Origin of the sequence: Enterobacter hormaechei ATCC 49162 (genome assembly GCF_001875655.1) — a bacterium.
GTDB classification, from domain to species: Bacteria; Pseudomonadota; Gammaproteobacteria; order Enterobacterales; family Enterobacteriaceae; genus Enterobacter; species Enterobacter hormaechei.
In genome coordinates, this window is record NZ_MKEQ01000001.1 from 2,349,283 (window position 1) to 2,371,866 (window position 22,584).

Genomic DNA, 22,584 nt, shown 5'->3' on the forward strand with positions numbered 1-22,584 from the left:
TGACTACACCGTATCGTGCTGTAGCAGCCTACAGCCGATACGGTCCACAGCGCTTAACAGTTCAAGCTGCCCTTCCCGCTGATACAGCGACACCGCGTTCATGTCGATCGGTAACGGCCAGCAAAGCGTTGAGATCGACGCCAGTGTCGACCCCTGCCGGGTGATCGCAATAATCTTCAACCCTTTGCGCAGCGCGTTACGCGCCATTTCAATCAGCGACTGCGTCTCCCCGGATTTACTGATCAACACCAGCGTCCCCTTCGATACCCGCGTGAGCTGGTGCATGTCATTCAAAATAAGGTGCGGCAGGCTCGCCAGCGATAAAAAGCGCGACAGGTAGTTGAGGCTGGTGAGCGAGGCTCCCCGTGCGTACAGATAGATATGGCTGGAATGCGTAAGCAACCTGGCCACGTCTGTCACAATATCATCCGCCTGTGGCCCCGCGTCGGGGGCGGCAGGTGCAGGTGTAAAATGATCGCGTAAAAAACGATACCGAAGCTCGGTATAGCTTTTATAGCCCATTTTTTTACACACACGATTAACGGATGTTGTCGTGGTAAAGGTATCACGGGCAATCTCTTTTGCCGATATATTAGAAATATTACGCGCGTGATGCTGAATGTATTCAAATATCAAACGTTCACTTCCCTGGAATGAATTCATCTATTACGCCCCGTTTAATCCCGACACGATATTAACACAACAGGGAAATAGTCTCTGGAAGGCGCTTCACACATTGCATGTTGGCGTATCACGATACGTAATTAGTATTAGCAAACATTAAAAACTGTTTTAGGTTCTCTTTATACTCCCCCTGTTTTCACATTCAGGGAATTATGACAATGACGAGACAAAAAGTTGTCGCCGTAACGGCCTGCCCGACAGGTATCGCACACACCTTTATGGCGGCAAATAAAATTATTGCATGGGCTAAAGCGCACAATATCGAGGTAAAGGTCGAAACCCAGGGCAGCGATGGCGTCAAAAACCGCTTAACGAAACAGGATATCGCCTCCGCCACGGCCATTATTCTGGCAACCGACGTGCCCATTCAGGATGCCGAGCGTTTTGAAAACATTCCCCACCTTCAAACCCGCACGCAAGAGCTGATCAAACATACCGATCGCTATCTGCGTCAGGCGCTGGCCATGGAAAAAAACGTCACCTCTGTCGCCCACGAAGACGATCTCCCGCGTTCGGCTTACCAGATTTTTATTGGCCATATTATGGCGGCCATCAGCTATATGCTGCCGGTGGTGGTGATGGGCGGGCTGATGATGGCGACGGCCAAAATTACCGGGCAGTTTATTAACATCGAACATTCGCCGTTCAGCGTGCTGGATAAAGTGGGCTTTATGACCATCAAGTTTATGTATCCGGTCTTCGCCATGTATCTGGCGTTTTCCATTGCCGGTAAACCGGCGCTGATCCCCGGGCTTATCGGCGGCATGATGTCCGATGAAGTCTACAAGCGCTTCTTTGATATCGAAGGCTTTATGCCGTCCGGCTTTTTCGGCGCGATCGGCATTGGCTTTTTTGTGGGCTATCTGGTGCGCTGGCTCAATGATTCGATTCACGTCCGTCAGCAGCTCACCACCATCAAAACCATGCTGATCGTCCCGCTGATCACCGGCATTACGCTGGTGATGGTCATGGAATACCTGATTAACCCCATTTTTGGCTCGCTTAACCAGCTGATGGTGGTCTTTTTTACCTCGGCAGGTGACACCGGGCGCGGGTTCTATTCCGCGATGATCGCCGCGGGCACCGCGTTCGACCTGGGCGGCCCGGTCAACAAGGCGGCAGGCTCGGTCGCGCTCGGCCTGAATGGTATCAGCGAGACGTTTGATTTAACCGCCCGCGAACTCTCCATCGTGATCCCCTCCATTGGCGTCGGCTTTGCCGCGTTTCTCAATGGCCGCTTTGGATTGCCGGATGTCTTTAGCCAGGAAGAGAGAACCGTTGGTAGCACCTCGTTGTTGCTGGGCGTGATTGGCATCTCCGAAGGCGCTATCCCGTTCATTCTGAAAAACCCACGCCTGATCCCGGTGTTCATGACCGGTGCCGTCGCTGGCGCACTGGTCGCCATTGCCCTTGGCGTGAAACAGACGCTGCCTTTGCCAGCGATCTGGGGCTGGCCGCTGGCAACCAATGTGGCGGGCTACCTGGCGAGCGTCTTTATTGGCGCCCTGATTTGCGCCCTGGGCGTGCTTTACGTCAGCCCAAAGAACGCCAGATAAGGGGAGTGTCATGAATCAGATCCACGTCATTGCCCACACGCACTGGGATCAGGAGTGGTATTTCACCCGTCAGGACAGCATGGTGCTGGCGTCATACAACTTTGCGGATGTCATCAACACGCTGGAGCAGGACCCGGCTTATACCTGCTATCACCTTGACGGACAGATGGCGGTAGTGGAGGACTTTCTCGCCATCAATCCCGATTATCGCGCCCGGCTGGAAACGCTGGTCAAAGAGAAAAGGATTTTCGTAGGGCCGTGGTATACCCAGACGGACACCTACAACGTGCATGGCGAATCGATTATCCGCAACCTGAAGTACGGCATTTTCGCTGCCCGAAAGCTGGGGCATGCCATGCAGGTCGGGTATCTTCCGGATACGTTCGGCCACAACGCGCAAATGCCCACGATTTTGCAGGGCTGCAATATCGACAATATCGTCTTCTGGCGCGGTATCGATCACGACAGGCACGCCAAAAGCAGCCAGTTTCTCTGGCGCGCGCCGTCAGGGGCGACCGTCATCGCCTGTGCGATGGCGCTCGGTTATGGCGCCGCGAAAAACATGCGTTCAGAAGCCTGCCATCTACAGGGAAAAATCTACCCGATGGTCACGCTTTTGCGCTCGCGAGCCGGTATAAACGACCTGCTGCTGCCCTGTGGCGGCGATCAGGTCAGTATCGACCCGGCACTGCCAAAAATCCTCGAGATCGCCAGCGCACACTCCCCCGATGAGGACCGATACGTTATCAGTTCGCTGGAGCGTTACGTCGACATCCTTCGCGCACAGCGTGAGCAGTTTGAACACTGGGAAGGGGAGCTGAAATCGCCGCGCTACACCCGCATTCATAAAACGATCGGCTCCGTGCGCTACGACATCAAACAGAAAAATGATGAGGTTGAACGGTTCATCCTGCGACAGCTGGAGCCGACAATCGCCATGGCGCGTCATCAGGGGATCCCGGTCAACCTCTCCGTGGTCGATACACTCTGGAAGAAGCTGTTGCGAAGCCATGCCCACGACTCCATCGGCGGTTGTAACAGCGATGCCACCAACCGCGACATTCTGCATCGTCTGGAGCAAACCGAACAGCTGTGCCATAGCCTGTGGAATCTGGTGGTGAAAACCCTCGCCGCTGCCTGCGCTCAGGAAGGCGACCTGCTGATTTTCAACCCGCTGGCCACCCCAACGCAGCGCGTGGTGAAAACCACCCTGTATAGCCGCGCTGAAAATATCGCGCTGACGTATCAGGGGCAGCCTATCCCCTTCGACGTTTTGAAAAGAGACGTGCTGCCTGGCGGAACAGCGATCTCCCTTACCGCTGAAGGTGAATGTGAAACACCCCTTCCCCCTTATTTCCGCTGGCAGGTTGCATTGCAAACGCCGATTTTGCCGTCAGTCGGCTACCTTACCGTCAATGTTGAAGATAGCCCTGCACCGTTCAGGCAGCCTGAACAGATTAAGGGCGAGGGGATAGAGAATACGTATTATCAACTGACGCTGGACACCGGAACGCTAACCCTGCATGACAAACGCAGCGGCAGACGCATCCCCTCTTTCTTTACCCTCGAAGACTGCGCGGACGCGGGCGACAGTTACGATTTCTCACCGCTTGCGGGCGATACGCCGACGCGCTGTTCGCATTTTACGCTCGTCGACTGCCTGAAAACGCCGCTTGTTGAAAAGCTGATCGTCGAGGCCACGATGCTTCTTCCGCGGGATCTCACCGATCGTCAGGAAGATACCCGAACGCCGTTCTCCCTTCGTCTGGTGTGCGAATTACGCCACGGCGATCCGAACCTGTATGTCGAGGCTTCGCTGGAAAACAGCCACTGCGATCACCGGCTACGTTTACTGATCGGCAGTGATATTCACACCCGTCACGCTCTCGCCTCACAGCCCTTCGCAATCATCCAGCGCGAAACGGGATATGACGATGAAAACTGGCAGGAGCGCTATCGCGAGATGCCCGTGGATATCGAAACCAGCGAGGGAATTATCGCTGTCACGGAACCGGGTAAGGCGCTGGTGGTGACAAGCCGTGGCATGAAAGAATTTCAGATTATCGGCAGCGAACCCGCGGCGATTGCCCTGACGATGTTTAAATCGACGGGCGTGCTCGGGCGCAACGATCTCGACTGGCGGCCGGGCCGGGCCTCCGGCATCAATAATACCGTGGTTGAGACCCCCGATGCCCAGTTGCTGAAACCGCTGCGCTTTTCATTCACCGTCGCGCTGGCCGACAACGCCGACCACCTCACGCTGCGCCAGCTGGAGAATCAGGCGGCTGGACAGCCCTTCACCTATCAACGGCAAACGTTACACACGCTCGATCACCGGCTTGAGCGCTTTGCGTTGCGTCTGCCCGAATGCAGGATTCCGGCAGAATTCTCGTTACTCACCCTGCCGGAGCCGCTCATCCTTTCCGCTCTGCCCCACGCGCAGCAGCTGCATGGCACCGTTGTGCGCCTGTTTAACGCCGGAACAGAGCCGGTTCCCGTCCCGGAAAGTCTGGCGTTGCTCCGGCAGATCAACTATCTGGAAGAGCCGATGCCGCCGGTAACGGCGATCCTCCCTTCTGCGACCTGCGATTTTTTGATTGAGGCTTAACATGAACTTGCTTGCATTGACGCATCCCGACCTGGTGTTTATTAACCCGCCCCAACGTACGCCTGACGCCTTGATCCGCTGGCTCGCCGGGCCGCTCGCCAGGCGGAATGTCATCAACGATCGAGAGGCATTTATCGACAGCGTTTTACAACGCGAAAGTGAAGGCCCGACCGCGCTGGGGGAAGCACTCGCCGTCCCGCACGGTAAAAGCGAGGCGGTGCAACAGGCGGCATTTTGTCTGGCGCTGTTTGACGAGCCGATATGCTGGCCGGGGCTGGAAGGTGACGAAGAGGTGAGAATGGTTTTCCTGCTCGCCATTCCACCAGCGGAAGCAGGCAGTACGCATATGCAGTTGCTGACGACGCTGACCAGCAAACTCACGGAAGATCGGGTGCGCGAGCAGCTGCTGGCGGCGCGTACCCGGGAAGAGGCGATGTCTGCCCTGGGTGAGGAAGAATGTCAAAAACAGGACGATGCCCCCGAACGCTCTCTTCTCATCCCGTTGTTACTGGGCAGCATCGCTGCCGCAGCCTTTTTTGCAGGCAGGATTGAGCTGGCTCTGCGGGGTGAATTAATCGAGTAGCGCTCAGTACAGGCTCTGCTGAGCGCTTGTTTTTGTTGAAAAATTAAACAGATTTTTCCTTCGCGTCTTTACAAAGTCTCCAGTGCCCGCCGTTTGTACTCTCGTCTTTTTACTTTGTCCTGCATCAAAAAAACCGCAAACTTGTTTGATGCAAATCACTATATGTAGCACTTAAAATGCACGCCGACCCAACATCTTGTATTTATCGTCTACTATTCCAACAACAAGACGGCGCTTACGCTGGCCGGAATTGTGGATAACACGAGCTGGGAACGCGGGAAGTCTTTGGCGCGGCGAAAAATACGCCCGGTGAATACTTCTCCACCTCTGTGGATAACCTGTTTTTAAAATGGAGTGATCATGACACCGCATGTGATGAAACGTGATGGCTGTAAAGTGCCGTTTAAATCAGAGCGCATCAAAGAAGCCATTCTGCGTGCAGCTAAAGCAGCGGGAGTCGATGACGCAGATTACTGCGCCACCGTCGCAGAAGTCGTTAGCAGCCAGATGCATGAACGCAGCCAGGTGGATATCAACGAGATCCAGACCGCGGTTGAAAACCAGCTGATGTCTGGTCCGTACAAGCAGCTGGCGCGCGCCTACATTGAGTATCGTCACGACCGTGACGTGCAGCGTGAGAAACGCGGTCGCCTGAACCAGGAGATCCGCGGCCTGGTAGAGCAAACCAACTCTTCGCTGCTCAATGAAAATGCCAATAAAGACAGTAAAGTGATCCCGACCCAGCGCGACCTGCTGGCCGGTATTGTCGCCAAGCACTATGCCCGCCAGCACCTGCTGCCGCGCGATGTGGTATCGGCGCACGAGCGCGGTGAGATCCACTATCACGATCTCGACTACTCGCCGTTCTTCCCGATGTTTAACTGCATGCTGATCGACCTGAAAGGTATGCTGACCCAGGGTTTCAAAATGGGCAACGCGGAGATTGAGCCGCCGAAATCCATCTCCACCGCGACGGCGGTCACGGCGCAGATCATCGCCCAGGTGGCGAGCCATATCTATGGCGGCACCACCATTAACCGCATCGATGAAGTGCTGGCCCCGTTCGTGACCGAGAGCTTCAACAAGCACCGTAAAACGGCGGAAGAGTGGCAGATCCCGGACGCCGACGGTTATGCCCGTTCCCGCACCGAGAAAGAGTGTTACGACGCGTTCCAGTCGCTGGAATATGAGGTAAACACGCTGCACACCGCCAACGGCCAGACGCCGTTTGTGACCTTTGGATTTGGTCTCGGCACCAGCTGGGAATCGCGCCTGATCCAGCAGTCTATTCTGCGTAACCGTATCTCCGGCCTCGGCAAGAACCGCAAAACCGCGGTATTCCCGAAGCTGGTGTTCGCGATCCGCGACGGCCTGAACCACAAATTTGGCGACCCGAACTACGACATCAAACAGCTGGCGCTGGAGTGCGCGAGCAAGCGCATGTACCCGGACATCCTGAACTACGATCAGGTAGTGAAAGTAACCGGTTCGTTTAAGACACCGATGGGCTGCCGCAGCTTCCTCGGCGTGTACGAAGATGAAAACGGCGAGCAGATCCACGACGGGCGCAACAACCTGGGCGTGATCAGCCTGAACCTGCCGCGCATCGCCCTGGAAGCCAAAGGTGATGAAGCGGCCTTCTGGACGCTGCTGGATGAGCGCCTTCAGCTGGCACGTAAGGCGCTGATGACCCGCATCGCCCGCCTTGAAGGGGTCAAAGCCCGCGTCGCGCCAATTCTCTATATGGAAGGGGCCTGCGGCGTGCGCCTGAAAGCGGATGATGACGTGTCGGAGATCTTCAAAAACGGTCGCGCGTCGATCTCTCTCGGCTATATCGGCATTCACGAAACGATTAACGCACTGTTTAGCAACAAGCACATCTATGACAACGACGCCCTGCGTGAAAAAGGCATCGCGATTGTGCAGCGCCTGCGCGATGCGGTAGATCAGTGGAAAGACGAGACCGGCTACGGTTTCAGCCTGTACAGCACGCCGAGCGAAAACCTCTGCGATCGCTTCTGCCGTCTGGATACCGCCGAGTTCGGCATCGTGGAAGGGGTGACCGACAAAGGTTACTACACCAACAGCTTCCACCTCGACGTGGAGAAGAAGGTGAACCCGTACGACAAGATCGACTTCGAGGCGGCCTATCCGCCTGTCGCCAGCGGCGGTTTTATCTGCTACGGCGAGTACCCGAACATTCAGCACAACCTGAAGGCGCTGGAAGACGTGTGGGATTACAGCTATCAGCACGTGCCGTATTACGGGACCAACACGCCAATCGACGAGTGCTACGAGTGCGGCTTTACCGGTGAGTTTGAGTGCACCAGCAAAGGCTTCACCTGCCCGAAATGCGGTAATCACGATGCCGCCCGCGTCTCCGTGACCCGCCGCGTGTGCGGCTATCTCGGCAGCCCGGATGCCCGCCCGTTTAACGCCGGTAAGCAGGAAGAGGTGAAGCGCCGCGTGAAGCATCTGGGGAATGGGCAGATCGGGTAATCCGCTGCCACGTTAATGCCCGGTGGCGCTGCGCTTACCGGGCCTACGGACCGCTCTCTTTTGTAGGCCGGGTAAGCGCAGCGCCACCCGGCGTGGTTATTCGCGATGAACTATCACCAGTACTACCCCGTCGACATCGTTAACGGTCCCGGCACCCGCTGCACCCTGTTTGTATCAGGCTGCGTTCACGAGTGCCCCGGCTGCTACAACAAAAGCACCTGGCGCCTGAACTCGGGTATGCCGTTCACCGCGGAGATGGAAGATCGCATCATCAACGACCTGAACGACACCCGCATCAAACGCCAGGGGATCTCACTTTCCGGCGGCGACCCGCTCCATCCGCAAAACGTGCCAGCGATCCTGAAGCTGGTAAAACGCATCCGCCGCGAGTGCGCGGGAAAAGATATCTGGGTCTGGACGGGCTATAAGCTGGATGAACTGAATGCGCAGCAGAGGGAAGTGGTGGATCTGATTAACGTCCTGGTCGACGGCAAGTTCGTGCAGGATTTAAAAGATCCTATGCTTATCTGGCGCGGCAGCAGCAACCAGGTTGTGCATCATCTGCGTTGAATGAAGGCGGATATCCTCAGTCCGCCTGAACGTCAAAACCGACTCAAACTCTCCATCGCCACCGCCTTGAATGCCGCGAAATCCTCGCACTGGCACAGGCGCGCCATCGCCCGTTCACGCAGGAAGGTGACAAAGATGTCGTAAATCGCCATTGCCTCTTCGTACTCGCTTTTGCTGATGGCGAGCAGGAAGATGACATGGGCAGTTTCATCTCCCCACGGAATGCCCTGCGGCGCCAGCACGGTATAGACCACCGTTTTTTGCGCCAGCAGGCCGAGGGAGTGCGGCAGTGCAATGCCGTCGCCAAGCATGGTGCTGACGATGGCTTCACGCTCGATGACCGAATCCAGAAACTCCGCGCCGACAAAACCTTCGCCTTCAAGCTGCCCGCACAGTTCGCGGAACAGCGTTTGCTGGTCGACAGGCTTGTCGAGAATGCGGAAATGGGCCGCGTCGAAGTATTTCTCCAGCATCCACGGGCGGGTGCGGTCCACCAGCACCAGCTTGCCGATCTGCTCTAACTGATAATCGGTCGGGAACGGGGCGATCATCACCACCGGTTTGGATTTTTCGCTCACGCGGGCGGTGGAGATCACAAAGTCTTCACCGATGGCATCGGCAAGCTCGTACTCGCGCAGGGTGAGTGTGCGCGTCACCTCAATCTGCGGGTATTTACGCTGAAGCACGGCCTCGATCATGCGCACCATCGCGTTACCGGCGTCGCACACCAGCAGCACGCGCGGCTGGCGCTGGTAGCCGATGTTGTAATGGCGCTCCAGCCCGACGCCGATATGCAGCACCAGAAAACCAATTTCGTTTTCGCTGATCACATACGGGGTGTATTTGCCCCAGCTCGACACCGCCGCCAGCGTCATATCCCACGCCATCGGGTAGTGCTGCTTGATGTTATCCAGCAGCGGATTGGGGATCATGATTTGATACCGCACGCGGGTGATCATGGTTTTGATGTGCGTGAGCAGATCCGCATGCAGTTGCTCATCGCTGAGCAGGTTGTAGTTATAGTGGGTATTGATGTAGCGCAGAATGTAGTTGACCAGGGCTTCGTCGTCGTCGGCGTTAATCGCGCTCGGGGCGATCTCCTGGATCTGCCGCGCCGCAATGTGCACGCACAGCCAGCTCTCTTCGGAAGGCGACAGCGCTTTGCCCGCCAGCTCCTGGATAGCCACCGCGATATCTTTCGCCGCCTCGCGCACGTTCTCTTCCACGTCTTCCGCGTGAAACTCCGGCAGCGGATAGCCCTCGCTGATACGGCGCACCGACACCGCACAGTACAGCCGCAGGAACAGTTCGCCTTCGTCGGTCAGGCGAATATGATGGCGCGTCAGCGCGTCGTGCAGCACCGGCACCATCTTTTCCGCCACGCCTGCGTTGAGCGCCACGTCGGTCACCAGCGGGTTCAGGCTGTCCTGCTGCGCCAGCTCCCACAGGAGGTCGGTCAGGCAGGCGCGGATCGCCATCTCGCTGCCAAACAGCTTCATGCCATGGCGCGGGCGGGTTTCCAGCGTCAGGTTGTAACGATGAAACCACTCACGCACTTCCACCATGTCGCTCTGCAAGGTGGCCCGGCTGACGAACCACTCATCGGCCAGATCCTCCAGCTTGAGAGAAAAGGCTGACGTCAGAAAACGCACCACCAGATAGTGCACACGCTCTGGTCCGGTTTGCGGAATGCGCAGCGCGCGCGGATGGGATGCCTGCAATTGTTGATAGCGCGCCACATCATTAATTTTGAGCTGATAGCCGTTGCCCCGGCTCAAAATGAACTGCGCGCCGTGGCTGGCCAGCAGCGCGTTCAGGGCGGTGATATCCGCCCGGACGGTTCGCGTGGAGACCGACAGCCGCTGCGCCAGCTCGTCCTGCGGCAGCGTCTCGTTTTGCAACAGATCGAAAAGTTGCGCTAAACGTTGGTTCGGAAATCGCACGTCGTTGTCCTCTTACTGCTCAGGGTGAAATGACCATCTGGGATGGGCTGCCGACCGGGGTATAGTCTGGCCCGGCGCTCAGCTTGCCGTCCGGCGCCACGCGGAAACGGGTAATGTTGTCGCTGCGCTGGTTCATGACGTACAGCCAGCGCCCCTGCTTATCGAGGGTCAGGGTGCGCGGATAGTCGCCCCGCGTCCAGACATCGTCCTGATGCGTCAGCGTCCCCTCCGCCGTTACGGTAAAGTGCCCGATGCTGTTATGCAAACGGTTAGCGACATACAGCTGTTTCCCGTCGGCGCTTAGCGCCAGCCCGGCAGCAAAACTGGTGCCTTTATAACCGTCCGGCAGGGCTGAAACCGTTTTACCCTCTTTCAGCCTGCCATTGCTGTCCAGCGCATAATGGGTGAGCGTAGACGCCTCTTCGTTAATCAGCCACAGGGCATCGCCCTTCGGCGTAAAGACGAAGTGGCGCGGCCCGGCCCCTTTCGACGAGGCACTGATAAACGGCGGATCGTTCGGGGTCAGCTTTCCTGTTTGATCGTCAAAACGGTACTGATAGATGCGATCCAGCCCAAGATCGGTGGAAAACACGTATTTACCGCTCGGATCGGCGGCGATCATATGCGCATGCGGGCCGTTGTGATCGCTGATGGCAAAGCTACCCTCAACAGCCGCTTCCGGCTTCGCCGCGCCCGGTTCGCCCCGATCCTGATGGGTGTCAGTAGCCTCACCCAGGCTGCCGTCTGCGTTAACGGGCAGCACCGCGACAGTTCCGCTGACGTAGTTCGCCACCAGCAGGTGTTTGCCGTTTGGCGTCAGCGAAAGATAGACCGGACCGGCACCGCCGGAGGCCACCTGATTCAGCTCGCTCAGATCACCGTTATCCTCCACCCGCAGCGCCTGCACCACGCCCTGCTCCACTTCGCTTGCCAGATACAGCGTCTTGCCGTCGTGCGAGACGGTCAGCTGCGCGGCGTTCGGCAATTTGCTCACCAGCGTTTTGTTACTCAACGCGCCGGTTTGCGGATCGACGGTAAAGCGGTACAGCCCTTCGCCGTTGGGATTATAGGTGCCGATCCAGGCGTACTGGGTCTGGGCGATAGCAGAGGTAGCAAGCAAAGAGAGTGAAGCGACAAGCAGGTTACGGGTGTGCATGGTGGCTCCTTGGATTTGTGCGGTGTTTCACCCCCTCACCCTAACCCTCTCCCCTTTGGGGAGAGGGCCGGGGTGAGGGGTGTAGTTTTTTTTGTTACTTCACCAACTTCTTCGTCATTTCCAGCAGGGTACGCACGTCTTCCGGACGCGTGTCGCCGCTGGCCTTGTCGATAATTGAACTGTAGATGTGCGGGATGATTTTGCTCACGCCCGCGTCAAGGGCGATCTGCAAGATCTCCTCATAGTTTTCCAGATCGATACCACCCGTCGGCTCCAGCCAGAAGTCGTGACGGGCGCAGGCTTCCGCCACCGCCTGATATTCGTCACGGCACTTCAGGCCGCCCATCGGGAAGTACTTGATGGAGCTGCCGCCGAAATCTTTCAGCAGGGCAATGGCGGTTTCAACCGGCACAATGCCGTCCGGTGCCGTGCTGCTCAGCGGCCCGGTGGAGATTTTCACCATGCCGACGGTGCCGGTCGGGGAGACCAGGCCGTTGACCACCGACTCATTCTGCCCCAGCAGCGCGCGGCTGGTGGCCACGCCGGTAAAGACCTGGTTAACGTGCTGCGGCTGTACCTGGCGGGAGATTTCACTCACCATCGCCGACTGGTTCGGATCCCCCGCGCCCAGCCCCACGGAGAGCGCGTTATCAATCAGTGCCGCGTACTCACGCATATCGGCAACGGCGCTGGCCACGTCCGGGTAATTTTTGGAGAGCACGCCCACCAGCACATGACCTTCCGCCGCCTCGTAAATGGCGCTGGCGTTGGCTTTCGATCCTGCCAGCACGTTCAGGCAGACACGGTCACGGTAAAAGTTGGGGGTCAGTTTCATGCGTTTTTCTCCTGTCCTAATACTTCGCTAATGCGGCGGTACACGATGTTCAGCTGGTCAGCATTTACGCTGCGCACATCCGCTTCGATAATCCCTTCGTTGGCTTTATAGCCACGGAAGTAAATAGCATATTCGCCCTGCTTCAGCGCGTTCACCAGCTCACCGGTGCCGACGCCGGTGGTGGCTTCGTCAAACTTAATTTCGGTGCGGGCGATGTCACGCCCGGCACTGTCCCAGACCACGCGCGCGGTGACGCCGTTCAGGGTGTTGAGCGCGTCGATAAACGGCGTCATCTTCGCCACCATCTCTGCACCGCTCTCTTTGGTCGCCGTCAGGTAGTGTTCGATGGCGCAGGTCAGGCCAAGAATCCCCTCTTTGCCCACCTTCATCGCGCGGCCAATGCCCGCCGTCTGGCGCTTCACCCACTCAACGTACCGGGTTTTGCCGATCACCAGCCCGCTGGTTGGGCCTTCAATCGCCTTCGCGCCGCTGTAGATCACCAGATCCGCGCCGGATCGGTAATAGGTATGCAGATCTTCTTCCGCCGCGGCATCAACGATCAGCGGCAGATCGTGCTTGCGCGCCACCACCGCCGCCTGCTCGACGCTGAGCATGCTTTTCTGCACGCAGTGGTGCGATTTAATGTAGAGGATCGCCGCCGTCCGCGGGGTGATCGCCGCCGCCAGCTGATCGGCGGAACATTCGTTGGCGTAGCCCGCCTCCACCAGCTTGCCGCCGCCCAGCGCCACCATGGTACCTACCGGCGCGCCAAAGTTGACGTTGTGGCCTTTCGGCAGGACGATCTCGTTGTTCTCAATCGGAGTGACGTGCAGGTTTTCCAGCAGCCAGTCGCTGTCTTTTACCAGCACCGCCGCCACGGACTGGGCAATGCCCGCCGACGCGCAGGAGACCACCGTCGCCCCTTCCACCTCCAGCAGCTTCGCAATGTATTCCCCGGTTTTGTTGACCAGATCCTTCATCTCGAAATAGTGATTCATGCCGTCCATCGCCGCCTGCACCACGTCCGGGCGCGGCGTGGAGACACCCAGCGCCGTCATGCGGCCAGAGGTGTTGATAACCTGCTTTAAGTTGTACTTCTCATAAATCGAAGGCATGTTCCGTGCTCCCTTGTTCGGTCATGTAGCCCTTGCCCGCGCGGATCGCGGCAAGCGGCACCAGAAGGTGTTCAGTTTGCAGACTGTCGTTTTCAGCATCCGTCAGCACCGTCGGCTGGCGCTTGAGGGTAAACAGCGTCAGGTCGGCGTCGAGACCAGGCTGAATGCGGCCTTTGTGGGTCAGGCGCAGGCCGTCTGCGGCGTTGGCGGTGACGCAGTCAATCACCTGCGGCAACGACATGCCGATGGCGAGGAATTTCGACATTACGCTTGCCAGCGAGCCAACCGGGCCATTGATGCGGTTGCGGCAGTAGATATCCGAGCTGATGGTGTGCGGCAGAATGCCCATCGCGATGGCGCGTTTCGCCACTTCAAAGCTGAAGCTCGCTGTGCCGTGGCCGACGTCCAGGCGCACGCCGCGCTTCAGGGCGGACGTAATGGACGCACGCAGCTCGCCGGAGGGCGTCAGAATGCGGTTTGGCTTGCCGTTGTAGCAGTGGGTGATGATGTCGCCTGAACTGAGCAATTCAGCAATTTCGTCGAGGTTCGGCGGGTTGTTGCCGATGTGCACCATCAGCGGCAGATCGCCGTTCTCTTTCTGGATCGCTTTCGCCCGCTCCAGCGGCGTGATGCCGTTCTCACCGACCACGCTGCTGCTCATGCGCGCCTTCAGGCCGACGATAAAATCCGGGTGGCGCGTCACCGCCTGCTTCACCGCCTCGGCGTCAATATTCGCCATATTGGCCAGCTCGTTCTGGGCGATCAGCCCCACGCGGGAGATGTTCAGCAGGGCAAACACCTCGGTGGAGGCTTTGCGGGTGATGGCGTAAAAATCGTCCACGTCGTCGGCCCCGGTACTGCCCGCGTCCACCACCGTGGTCACGCCGGTGGCAATGCCCACGCTGTCCGGCTCGTCGTGGTAAATCGGGGAGTTCGGGTAGCAGTGTACGTGGGAGTCAATCCAGCCTGCGCTGACGAACACGTCACCGTTAAGCTCAACCGTCTTGCGGGCGGGAGCGTCAATGTCGCCCGTCGCAGCGATCTTCCCGTCCTGAATGGCGATATCGGTCAGGGTATCGTCGGCAAGGCGCGCACGGCGCAGGAGTAAATCAAACATGGGGATCTCCTGAGAAGGCGGGCGCCGGAGCGCCCGCGGGTATTAAAGGGCGACCGGGAACAGCCAGCCCAAAATCATTGCGCCGAGGATGGCGCCACCGGTAATCGGCTTCTGCCAGATGTAGAACAGCAGCGCACCGACCAGAGAGCCAACGCCGATGGGAATGGAGGCGGTCATGGCGCTGAGAATAATCAACGGCCCGAGGAAGCGGCCGGAGGCGTTACCCGCCCCCATCATCACGTCTGCGCCGTAGGTGGAGTTGCTCTGATTGATGGTGAACTTACGCGCCAGAATGATGACGTAGCCAATCGCCAGGCCAATCACCAGGCCGGTAATCAGCGAGGCAATGAAGTTGGTCACCGGGAACATGATCCCCGCGCCCAGCAGCAGCGCCGGAACGCCGAGGCCCACGCCGGTCTGGATCGCCCCGCCGATGTCGAGAATCCCCACCAGCGACCCTTCGATAATACGGGCGAACAGGAAGCTCGCGCCGAACGCCGCCACCGCGCCGTAGACGCCGGTATCGATTCCCGCTTTCAGCATCGCCACGAAGGCCACTTCGTTAAACGCGCCGATGCCGTAGAGGTAGTACATGTGCGTCCCGGCAAACACGCCGGAGGAGAGCAGGCCAACGAAGATCGGGAACGACCAGTCGGCATACCAAAAACCTTTATTCTGTTCCATGTCGAGGCTCCTGTTATTTACCGCTGAGCGAGTTGTGGATCATGTCGAGCCAGTTCGGCACGGTCAGATGGAAGGATTCGATCATCTTCATGTCGAAGCCGCGGAAGAAGCCGCTCAGCACGAACAGCAGGACAATCGCCGCCATCATCACTTTGGTGACGTGGTTCCAGCCGCTCTCTTCCACGCCTTTGCCGATCAGGATCCCCAGCACCAGGCCCGGTACGGCGTTACCCATAATCAGCTGTGCCGCGCCGCCAAAGATGGTGGCCCAGAAGCCCGATTTTTTACCCGCGTCGATAGCGGCCAGCCAGAAGATCACCGGCATCACGGTGTTGACCAGCAGGTTCGCGGCAGGCACCAGCACCTTCACGGCGGTGACCTGAAGCGCTGCCGGAACGGAGGAGGCGGTCAGGTTAAGGAAGGTCACGACAATCATGCCGATGATGCCGCAGGCAATCGCCATTTTGCGCGGGTCATGCAGCGTTTCGCCGACGTTACGGTTTTTGATCATCAGTGCAGCAGCACCCCAGTTCGGGATGATGCGGTGGTCAACGTCCTGTGTGAAGGCACCTGCGGCCACGGAAGAGGCCCAGGCGTTAAAGAAGAAACCTAACCCAAAGGAGAAGTGGGACGCCGGATCCCCTTCACAGGAGTTCAGTTCCCCCAACGTACGAAACGCGCCCATACCCTGAGTGGTAGGCGCATGAAACATGCGTGCAGCCCCGGCGCCGACACCGACGCCAACCAGGCCGCCAATGATGAGCGATTTTATTAATATAATTAAGAACATCAGTCTGCCCTTTTATGAATAATCAGCGTTGCGTGACGAAATCCACCTGGTCGAGATTGATGGCGGTCACGTTGACGGTCACATCCAGCTCCACGCTGTAGGTGCGTCTTTCCCGGCGCAGAAAGAAGAACAGAAACGCTTCTTTTCGCACCGCTTCTTGCGCCTGAACAACCTGCACATCCTGTGGCTCAATACGCAGTAAGATATGCGGTGAGGCTTTCATCACCGCGGCCTGAACGTGGTTGAGCGCGTCGGCAAAGGCGCGCGCTTTGGCGTCGCCCTTCCCCTTCACTCTCACCGTGGTTGTGAACTGTTCTTTCATGCTTATGCGCCGTACTTCTTCTGCCACGCCTGTACCAGACGCTCGCCCAACTCTTCTTTATCCATAAAGCCGAAGCCCAGCACGTTGCAGCCTTCATTGATGGCGGTCACGCCCTCATCCACGGAGCGCATGCCGTATTTGGCCTTGTAGCCATATTTGGTTTGGGCGGTGATGGCGCCCGCGCCGCCGCTGCCGCAGAAGGAGATGCCGAAGGTGGCGTTTTCTGCTTTCATCACGTCACCGAGCTTCATATCCGCTGCCATACCCGGTACGACAACCGCACGTCCGCCAGCCTTTTCCACACCGGCAGCCACTTTCTGACCTTTGCCCAGGCGATCGCCAATTACGACTGTAATCTGTTCCATGTATTGCTCCTTAAAGGTTGTCTTTCGCGACTTCGAAGTGAACGGAGAGCAGCCAGGCTTCTTCATCAGGAAGGTTGCCAAACTGCGCTACCACTTCACGGGCAAGCTGCATTGAATCTGGTGAAATTTCGTCGAACAGCTCTGCTTCAACCTCCGGCAGCGGCTCGCCGGTCACGGACCGGTGCGCCATTGCGCGCACGTGGGAGGTCAGCATCTGCTCCTGTACCGCGTTGGGGATGATGTTGTGCCGGGCCAGCAGGGCGTAGACCTGCTGAAGCATGGTGTTCGCGAGCTGTTCTGTTTGCACCGCCTGTTCCCCAACGTCGTTCATTACCGCTCCGTTAATCACTCGTCTTACCCCGTTAATGGCTCTGGAATAAAACTAACGGCGGGGGGGAAATGTTTGTAGCGAGTTGTTTTCCACTTCAAAGTGGAAAGGCGAGCAGCGGCAGTGATCTGTGCCACATAAATGCGGTGAATCTGGATTAATTGCGACATTTACGTGATGAATATCACGTATTTCAGCGGTAAAACGCACGCCGGGGAAACGAAAACGTTCAGGCGTGGTGACGCAAAAATGTGATGGCGATAGGGTTTACTTATTACCGCGTAAAAAAAAACGGGGGCCACTGGCCCCCGCTGGTTGTTTGTCAGATGCGCGATCGGTTAACGATACTTTTTGTGATACGTGTTGCGGGTCGTCACAAACTGATCGGCTGCCGCCTGGGCTTCCTTCACTTTGCCTTCGTTCGCCAGCTTCAGCGCGCCGTCAATCTGGCCGACCAGCACGTCAAAACCGTGGCGGTAGTCTTTCATTTCGGCGCTGTCCGCCGCTTTGCTTTCCAGCTTCGGCGGGGTCGCTTTTTGCGCGTCCAGCGCGGCTTCACGCATCTTTGTGAGTGCGTCTTTCATCTCCGCCGCATTGTCGGTTTTCTGCACCACCTTCAGGTTTTGACTGAGGATGTCCATGTTGTCTTCGAGATCGGCAGCAAACGCAGATGAACCAAGAACCAGCGTTGAAGCCGCGACGATCGCTAACAGGTGTTTACGCATTGCTCACTTCCTTTTTTATTATTAATCACGCTTTTACGGGTATTATTGCCCGGCGATTTTCATCTCCGGCAGTAATACAGAACCACACTGAATATTGCTGCGTGTTTCAATATCGTTACCGACCGTAACAATATTGCGCCACATGTCCTTGAGGTTGCCGGCGATGGTGATTTCGCTCACCGGATACTGAATTTCGCCGTTTTCGACCCAGAAGCCCGCCGCACCGCGAGAGTAATCGCCGGTGATACCGCTCACGCCCTGCCCCATCAGCTCGGTGACCACCAGACCGGTGCCCATCTCTTTCAGCATCTGCTCAAAGTTGAGACCCTGTCCGGCAATGCGCCAGTTGTGGATCCCGCCCGCGTGCCCGGTGCTTTTTAGCCCCAGCTTGCGCGCAGAGTAGTTGGTCAGCAGCCACTGGGTCAGCACGCCGTCTTTCACGATATCACGGCGTTCCGTGCGCACGCCTTCGCTGTCGAACGGCGTCGAGGCCAGCCCTTTCAGTAGGTGCGGATGTTCTTCGATGGTCAGCCATTCTGGCAGGATCTGTTTGCCCAGCGAGTCGAGCAGGAAGGTCGATTTACGGTACACCGAACCGCCCGCAATCGCCCCCACCAGATGACCAAACAGGCCCGTCGCCACTTCATTGGCAAAAATGACCGGGGCTTTCATCGTGGAGAGTTTACGCGGCGAAAGGCGTGACAGCGTGCGTTCGGCGCACTCCTTACCCACCCACTCCGGAGACTGCAAATCCCCCAGCGCGCGGCCAATGGTATACGCATAATCACGCTCCATGTCGCCGTTCTCTTCGGCAATGACGCAGCTGGAAAGCGAGTGACGGGTTGAGCTGTACCCCTGCAACATGCCGTGGGAATTACCGAACACTTTGATGCCGTAGTGGCTGTTAAAGCTGCCGCCTTCGGTATTGGTGATGCGTTTGTCAGCCTGTAAAGAGGCCTGCTCGGCACGCGCGGCCAGCTCAATGGCTTCATCCGGCGTCACTTCCGCCGGATGGAACAGATCGAGATCCGGCGCGTCAAACGCCAGCAGCTCTTTATCGGCCACGCCAGCGTAAGGATCCGGGGAGGTGTAACGGGCGATATCCAGCGCCGCCTGCACCGTACGGGCGATGGCATCCGGGCTGAGATCGGTGGACGACGCGCTGCCTTTGCGATTCTGGTGATACACCGTGATCCCCAGCGCGCCATCGCTGTTAAATTCTACATTCTCCACTTCGCCATAGCGGGTACTCACGCTAATGCCGGTGGTTTTGCTGACCGCCACTTCGGCGCCATCTGATTTACCTGAAGCGAGCGTCAGCGCGGTGGAGACGGCTTCTTCCAGGATCTTACGCTGCGCTTCAACTTGTGAGGTTACTTTCATCGCAAATGCCATACTGTAAGAGAGAGTTAAGTGAAGTCTAACAGAGAACCGTTTTTCAGTGCGCGCCTTAACTGGTAACATTAGCCTCTTTTTTTAAGGAGCCTGACATGACTAAGCAGCCCGAAGACTGGCTCGACGACGTTCCCGGTGATGACATCGAAGACGAAGATGATGAGATCATCTGGGTCAGTAAAAGTGAAATTAAACGTGACGCCGAAGAGTTAAAACAGCTTGGCGCAGAAATGGTAGAACTGGGTAAAAACGCGCTGGATAAGATCCCGCTCGACCAGGATCTGCGTGATGCCATTGAACTGGCACAGAAAATCAAGAAAGAAGGGCGTCGCCGCCAGCTTCAGCTTATCGGGAAACTGCTGCGTCAGCGCGACGTTGAGCCGATCCGTCAGGCACTGGATAAGCTGAAAAACCGCCACAACCAGCAGGTTGCGTTGTTCCATAAGCTGGAGCAGATCCGCGATCGTTTGATCGAGCAAGGTGATGACGCGGTACCTGAAGTGCTGAACCTGTGGCCGAATGCCGACCGCCAGCAGCTGCGATCGCTTATCCGTAACGCGAAGAAAGAGAAAGAAGGGAATAAGCCGCCGAAATCTGCGCGTCTGATTTTCCAGTATCTGCGCGAGCTGTCTGAGAACGAAGAGTAATATCTTCCCCTCACCCCGCTCTCTCCCCAAAGGGGAGAGGGAGAAAAGAATGAAGGCCCGGTAAGCGCTAGCGCCACCGGGCTTTTTTTTACTCTGCGGTCGCGGCTTTCTTCGCCAGACCGTCCAGCAGCTTCTGATGGATCCCACCAAACCCGCCGTTGCTCATTACCAGAATGTGATCGCCAGGCTGTGCGGCTTTCACCACCATATCCGCTAAGACATCTACGTCCGCACTCCAGTGCGCTGGCTGAATGCAGGCATCGGCCACTTCCGCCACCTGCCACGGAATGTGCTGCGGTTGCAGGAGGAAGACTTCGTCGGCACGGCCTAAAGACGGCGCAAGATCGTCCTTGCAGATGCCCATTTTCATGGTGTTCGAACGCGGTTCCAGCACGGCCAGAATACGCGCGGTGCCGCCAACTTTGCCACGCAATGCGGCGAGCGTCGCCAGAATGGCGGTTGGGTGATGCGCGAAATCATCGTACACCGTCACGCCATTCGCTTCACCGCGCAGCTCCAGACGGCGACGGGCGTTGATAAACGTGCCCAGCGCATTGGCCGCATCCGCAGGCAGTACGCCCACGTGACGCGCCGCGGCGATCGCCATCAGGCCGTTGTGCATGTTGTGCTCGCCCACCAGGCCCCACTTCACCTCGCCCACTTTCTCACCGTCGAGCAGCACTTCCCATTCGGACGCATCCGCGTTGAGTTTCTTCGCCTGCCAGTGACCCTGTTCGCCCACCAGTTCCTGCTCGCTCCAGCACCCCATCGCCAGGGTCTGTTTCAGGTTGATGTCGTTCTCCGGCAGGATAATGCGCCCCTGACCCGGAACAATACGCACCAGATGGTGGAACTGTTTCTGAATCGCTTTCAGGTCGTCAAAGATATCCGCGTGATCGAACTCAAGGTTGTTGAGGATCAGCGTGCGTGGGCAGTAATGCACGAACTTGGAGCGCTTGTCGAAGAATGCGCAGTCGTATTCATCCGCTTCAATCACAAAGAACGGGCTGTCGCCCAGACGCGCGGAGACGTCGAAATTCCCCGGCACGCCGCCGATCACGAAGCCCGGCTTGTAGCCGCAGGCTTCAAGGATCCAGGTCGCCATACCGGCGGTGGTGGTTTTGCCGTGCGTCCCGGCAACGGCGACAACCCAGCGGTCACGCAGGACAAAATCATGCAGCCACTGCGGGCCAGACATGTACGGGATATTGCGTTCCAGCACCGCTTCAACGCATGGATTCCCACGGGTCATGGCGTTACCAATGATCACCAGATCCGGCTGCGGCTCCAGCTGACTGGCGTCATATCCCTGAATCAGAGAAATTCCCTGCTTCTCCAGCAGCGTGCTCATCGGCGGATACACATTGGCGTCCGAACCTGTCACTTCATGGCCCAGCGAGCGCGCCAGCATTGCCAGTCCGCCCATGAAAGTGCCACAAATCCCCAATATATGAATGCGCATACGTCACTATCCTTCTTCAATGTGGCGCACATTTTACTCACATGTCAGCGGCTGTGAAACGCATTTCAGGTAAATCCGTATTTTGCTGGCGCGATTCACCTCTGCGCTAATATTTGAATGTTTGTTAAGATTGTTGGACATCAACCGCTTTACTCAACATAAGATGCAGGGAAAGTGTTATGAAAACGTTAGGTGAATTTATTGTCGAAAAGCAGCACGAGTTCTCTCATGCTACGGGTGAGCTCACTGCTTTGCTGTCGGCAATAAAGCTGGGCGCTAAGATCATCCACCGCGATATCAACAAGGCCGGTCTGGTCGATATCCTGGGTGCCAGCGGTGCCGAGAACGTTCAGGGTGAGGTTCAGCAGAAACTCGACCTGTTCGCCAATGAAAAACTGAAAGCAGCACTGCGCGCGCGCGACATCGTTGCGGGTATCGCCTCTGAAGAAGAAGATGAGATCGTCGTATTCGAAGGGTGTGAACACGCGAAATACGTTGTTCTGATGGATCCGCTGGACGGCTCCTCCAACATCGACGTTAACGTTTCTGTCGGTACCATTTTCTCCATCTACCGCCGCGTCACGCCGGTTGGCACACCGGTGACGGAAGAGGACTTCCTGCAACCGGGCAGTAAACAGGTTGCCGCCGGTTATGTGGTGTATGGCTCGTCCACCATGCTGGTGTACACCACCGGCTGCGGCGTACACGCCTTTACCTACGATCCGTCCCTGGGCGTATTCTGCCTGTGTCAGGAGCGTATGCGCTTCCCGGAGAAGGGCAACACCTACTCCATCAACGAAGGCAACTACATCAAATTCCCGAACGGCGTGAAGAAGTACATCAAATTCTGCCAGGAAGAGGATAAAGCCACGCAGCGCCCGTACACCTCGCGCTATATCGGCTCGCTGGTGGCGGATTTCCACCGTAACCTGCTGAAAGGCGGTATTTACCTCTACCCAAGCACCGCCAGCCACCCGGACGGGAAGCTGCGTTTGCTGTATGAGTGCAACCCAATGGCGTTCCTGGCCGAACAGGCTGGCGGCAAGGCGAGCGACGGTAAAGAGCGTATTCTGGATATCGTGCCGGAAAGCCTGCACCAGCGCCGTTCGTTCTTCGTTGGCAACCGCCATATGGTGGATGACGTTGAGCGCATGATCCGCGAATTCCCGGACGCGTAACGGACAAACAGGGGAGCCATCA

General features: G+C 57.5%; 20 protein-coding genes and 1 pseudogene. 7 read left to right on the forward strand and 14 right to left on the reverse strand.

Annotation, left to right across the window (positions count from 1 at the left end; all coding sequences use genetic code 11):
- Positions 1–3: 3 nt before the first annotated feature.
- A complete protein-coding gene (locus BH712_RS11780; RefSeq protein WP_006810326.1) occupies positions 4–663 on the reverse strand; it encodes a MurR/RpiR family transcriptional regulator in 660 nt (219 codons plus the stop codon).
- Between the two features lie 179 nt (positions 664–842).
- Between BH712_RS11780 and BH712_RS11785 the strand changes: the two genes are divergently transcribed.
- The 5 genes and pseudogenes from BH712_RS11785 to nrdG all read left to right on the forward strand — a co-directional run bounded on the left by BH712_RS11785 (position 843) and on the right by nrdG (position 8,500).
- Positions 843–2,240, forward strand: a complete 1,398-nt coding sequence (locus BH712_RS11785; protein ID WP_071850048.1) for a PTS fructose transporter subunit IIC — start codon at positions 843–845, stop codon at positions 2,238–2,240.
- A 10-nt stretch (positions 2,241–2,250) separates the two neighbouring features.
- A complete protein-coding gene (locus tag BH712_RS11790; RefSeq protein ID WP_006810328.1) occupies positions 2,251–4,848 on the forward strand; it encodes a glycoside hydrolase family 38 N-terminal domain-containing protein in 2,598 nt (865 codons plus the stop codon).
- Position 4,849: 1 nt separating this feature from the next.
- Positions 4,850–5,423 (forward strand): annotated as a pseudogene (locus BH712_RS11795) (PTS sugar transporter subunit IIA).
- Positions 5,424–5,791: 368 nt separating this feature from the next.
- Complete coding sequence (gene nrdD, locus BH712_RS11800) at positions 5,792–7,930, forward strand: anaerobic ribonucleoside-triphosphate reductase (protein ID WP_006810330.1); 2,139 nt, start codon at positions 5,792–5,794, stop codon at positions 7,928–7,930.
- Between the two features lie 105 nt (positions 7,931–8,035).
- Entirely contained in the window at positions 8,036–8,500 is a 465-nt protein-coding gene (gene nrdG / locus BH712_RS11805) for an anaerobic ribonucleoside-triphosphate reductase-activating protein (protein WP_006810331.1), read from the forward strand.
- A gap of 32 nt (positions 8,501–8,532) precedes the next feature.
- Here the strand turns inward: nrdG and BH712_RS11810 are convergent, their stop codons facing one another.
- The 12 genes from BH712_RS11810 to pmbA all read right to left on the reverse strand — a co-directional run bounded on the left by BH712_RS11810 (position 8,533) and on the right by pmbA (position 19,275).
- Positions 8,533–10,443, reverse strand: coding sequence for a BglG family transcription antiterminator (locus tag BH712_RS11810; RefSeq protein WP_006810332.1), 1,911 nt, complete (start codon positions 10,441–10,443; stop codon positions 8,533–8,535).
- A gap of 19 nt (positions 10,444–10,462) precedes the next feature.
- Positions 10,463–11,599, reverse strand: a complete 1,137-nt coding sequence (locus BH712_RS11815) for a lactonase family protein (protein ID WP_006810333.1) — start codon at positions 11,597–11,599, stop codon at positions 10,463–10,465.
- Between the two features lie 94 nt (positions 11,600–11,693).
- A complete protein-coding gene (gene dagF, locus BH712_RS11820; RefSeq protein ID WP_006810334.1) occupies positions 11,694–12,434 on the reverse strand; it encodes a 2-dehydro-3-deoxy-phosphogluconate aldolase in 741 nt (246 codons plus the stop codon).
- The gene (locus BH712_RS11825) at positions 12,431–13,549 is read right to left on the reverse strand and encodes a DgaE family pyridoxal phosphate-dependent ammonia lyase (RefSeq protein WP_006810335.1); all 1,119 of its coding nucleotides are present in this window, start codon (positions 13,547–13,549) and stop codon (positions 12,431–12,433) included. The genes dagF and BH712_RS11825 overlap by 4 nt, the downstream gene beginning before the upstream one ends.
- On the reverse strand, positions 13,533–14,666 hold the full coding sequence (locus BH712_RS11830; RefSeq protein ID WP_006810336.1) for an amidohydrolase/deacetylase family metallohydrolase: 1,134 nt from the start codon (positions 14,664–14,666) through the stop codon (positions 13,533–13,535). Before BH712_RS11830 ends, BH712_RS11825 begins: the two co-directional genes overlap by 17 nt.
- 42 nt (positions 14,667–14,708) lie before the next feature.
- The gene (locus BH712_RS11835) at positions 14,709–15,350 is read right to left on the reverse strand and encodes a DUF4310 family protein (RefSeq protein ID WP_003856081.1); all 642 of its coding nucleotides are present in this window, start codon (positions 15,348–15,350) and stop codon (positions 14,709–14,711) included.
- A gap of 13 nt (positions 15,351–15,363) precedes the next feature.
- Positions 15,364–16,140 (reverse strand): DUF4311 domain-containing protein, encoded by a 777-nt coding sequence (locus tag BH712_RS11840; protein WP_006810337.1) that lies wholly within the window; start codon positions 16,138–16,140, stop codon positions 15,364–15,366.
- Between the two features lie 22 nt (positions 16,141–16,162).
- Positions 16,163–16,462, reverse strand: coding sequence for a DUF4312 family protein (locus BH712_RS11845; protein ID WP_006810338.1), 300 nt, complete (start codon positions 16,460–16,462; stop codon positions 16,163–16,165).
- Between the two features lie 2 nt (positions 16,463–16,464).
- Positions 16,465–16,827: an SFCGS family glycine-rich protein gene (locus BH712_RS11850; protein ID WP_006810339.1), complete on the reverse strand. Its 363-nt coding sequence runs from the start codon at positions 16,825–16,827 to the stop codon at positions 16,465–16,467.
- Between the two features lie 10 nt (positions 16,828–16,837).
- A complete protein-coding gene (locus BH712_RS11855; protein WP_026080657.1) occupies positions 16,838–17,176 on the reverse strand; it encodes a PRD domain-containing protein in 339 nt (112 codons plus the stop codon).
- A gap of 317 nt (positions 17,177–17,493) precedes the next feature.
- Positions 17,494–17,880, reverse strand: a complete 387-nt coding sequence (cybC, locus tag BH712_RS11860; protein ID WP_006810340.1) for a cytochrome b562 — start codon at positions 17,878–17,880, stop codon at positions 17,494–17,496.
- Between the two features lie 42 nt (positions 17,881–17,922).
- Entirely contained in the window at positions 17,923–19,275 is a 1,353-nt protein-coding gene (gene pmbA / locus BH712_RS11865; protein ID WP_006810341.1) for a metalloprotease PmbA, read from the reverse strand.
- 95 nt (positions 19,276–19,370) lie between these two features.
- Between pmbA and yjgA the strand changes: the two genes are divergently transcribed.
- Positions 19,371–19,922, forward strand: a complete 552-nt coding sequence (yjgA, locus tag BH712_RS11870) for a ribosome biogenesis factor YjgA (RefSeq protein ID WP_003856072.1) — start codon at positions 19,371–19,373, stop codon at positions 19,920–19,922.
- An 88-nt stretch (positions 19,923–20,010) separates the two neighbouring features.
- Here the strand turns inward: yjgA and mpl are convergent, their stop codons facing one another.
- Positions 20,011–21,384 (reverse strand): UDP-N-acetylmuramate:L-alanyl-gamma-D-glutamyl-meso-diaminopimelate ligase, encoded by a 1,374-nt coding sequence (gene mpl / locus BH712_RS11875; protein ID WP_001303447.1) that lies wholly within the window; start codon positions 21,382–21,384, stop codon positions 20,011–20,013.
- A 179-nt stretch (positions 21,385–21,563) separates the two neighbouring features.
- Here mpl and fbp point away from each other — a divergent pair, with 179 nt between their 5' ends.
- Positions 21,564–22,562: a class 1 fructose-bisphosphatase gene (fbp, locus tag BH712_RS11880; RefSeq protein ID WP_003856070.1), complete on the forward strand. Its 999-nt coding sequence runs from the start codon at positions 21,564–21,566 to the stop codon at positions 22,560–22,562.
- The last annotated feature ends 22 nt before the right edge of the window (positions 22,563–22,584 follow it).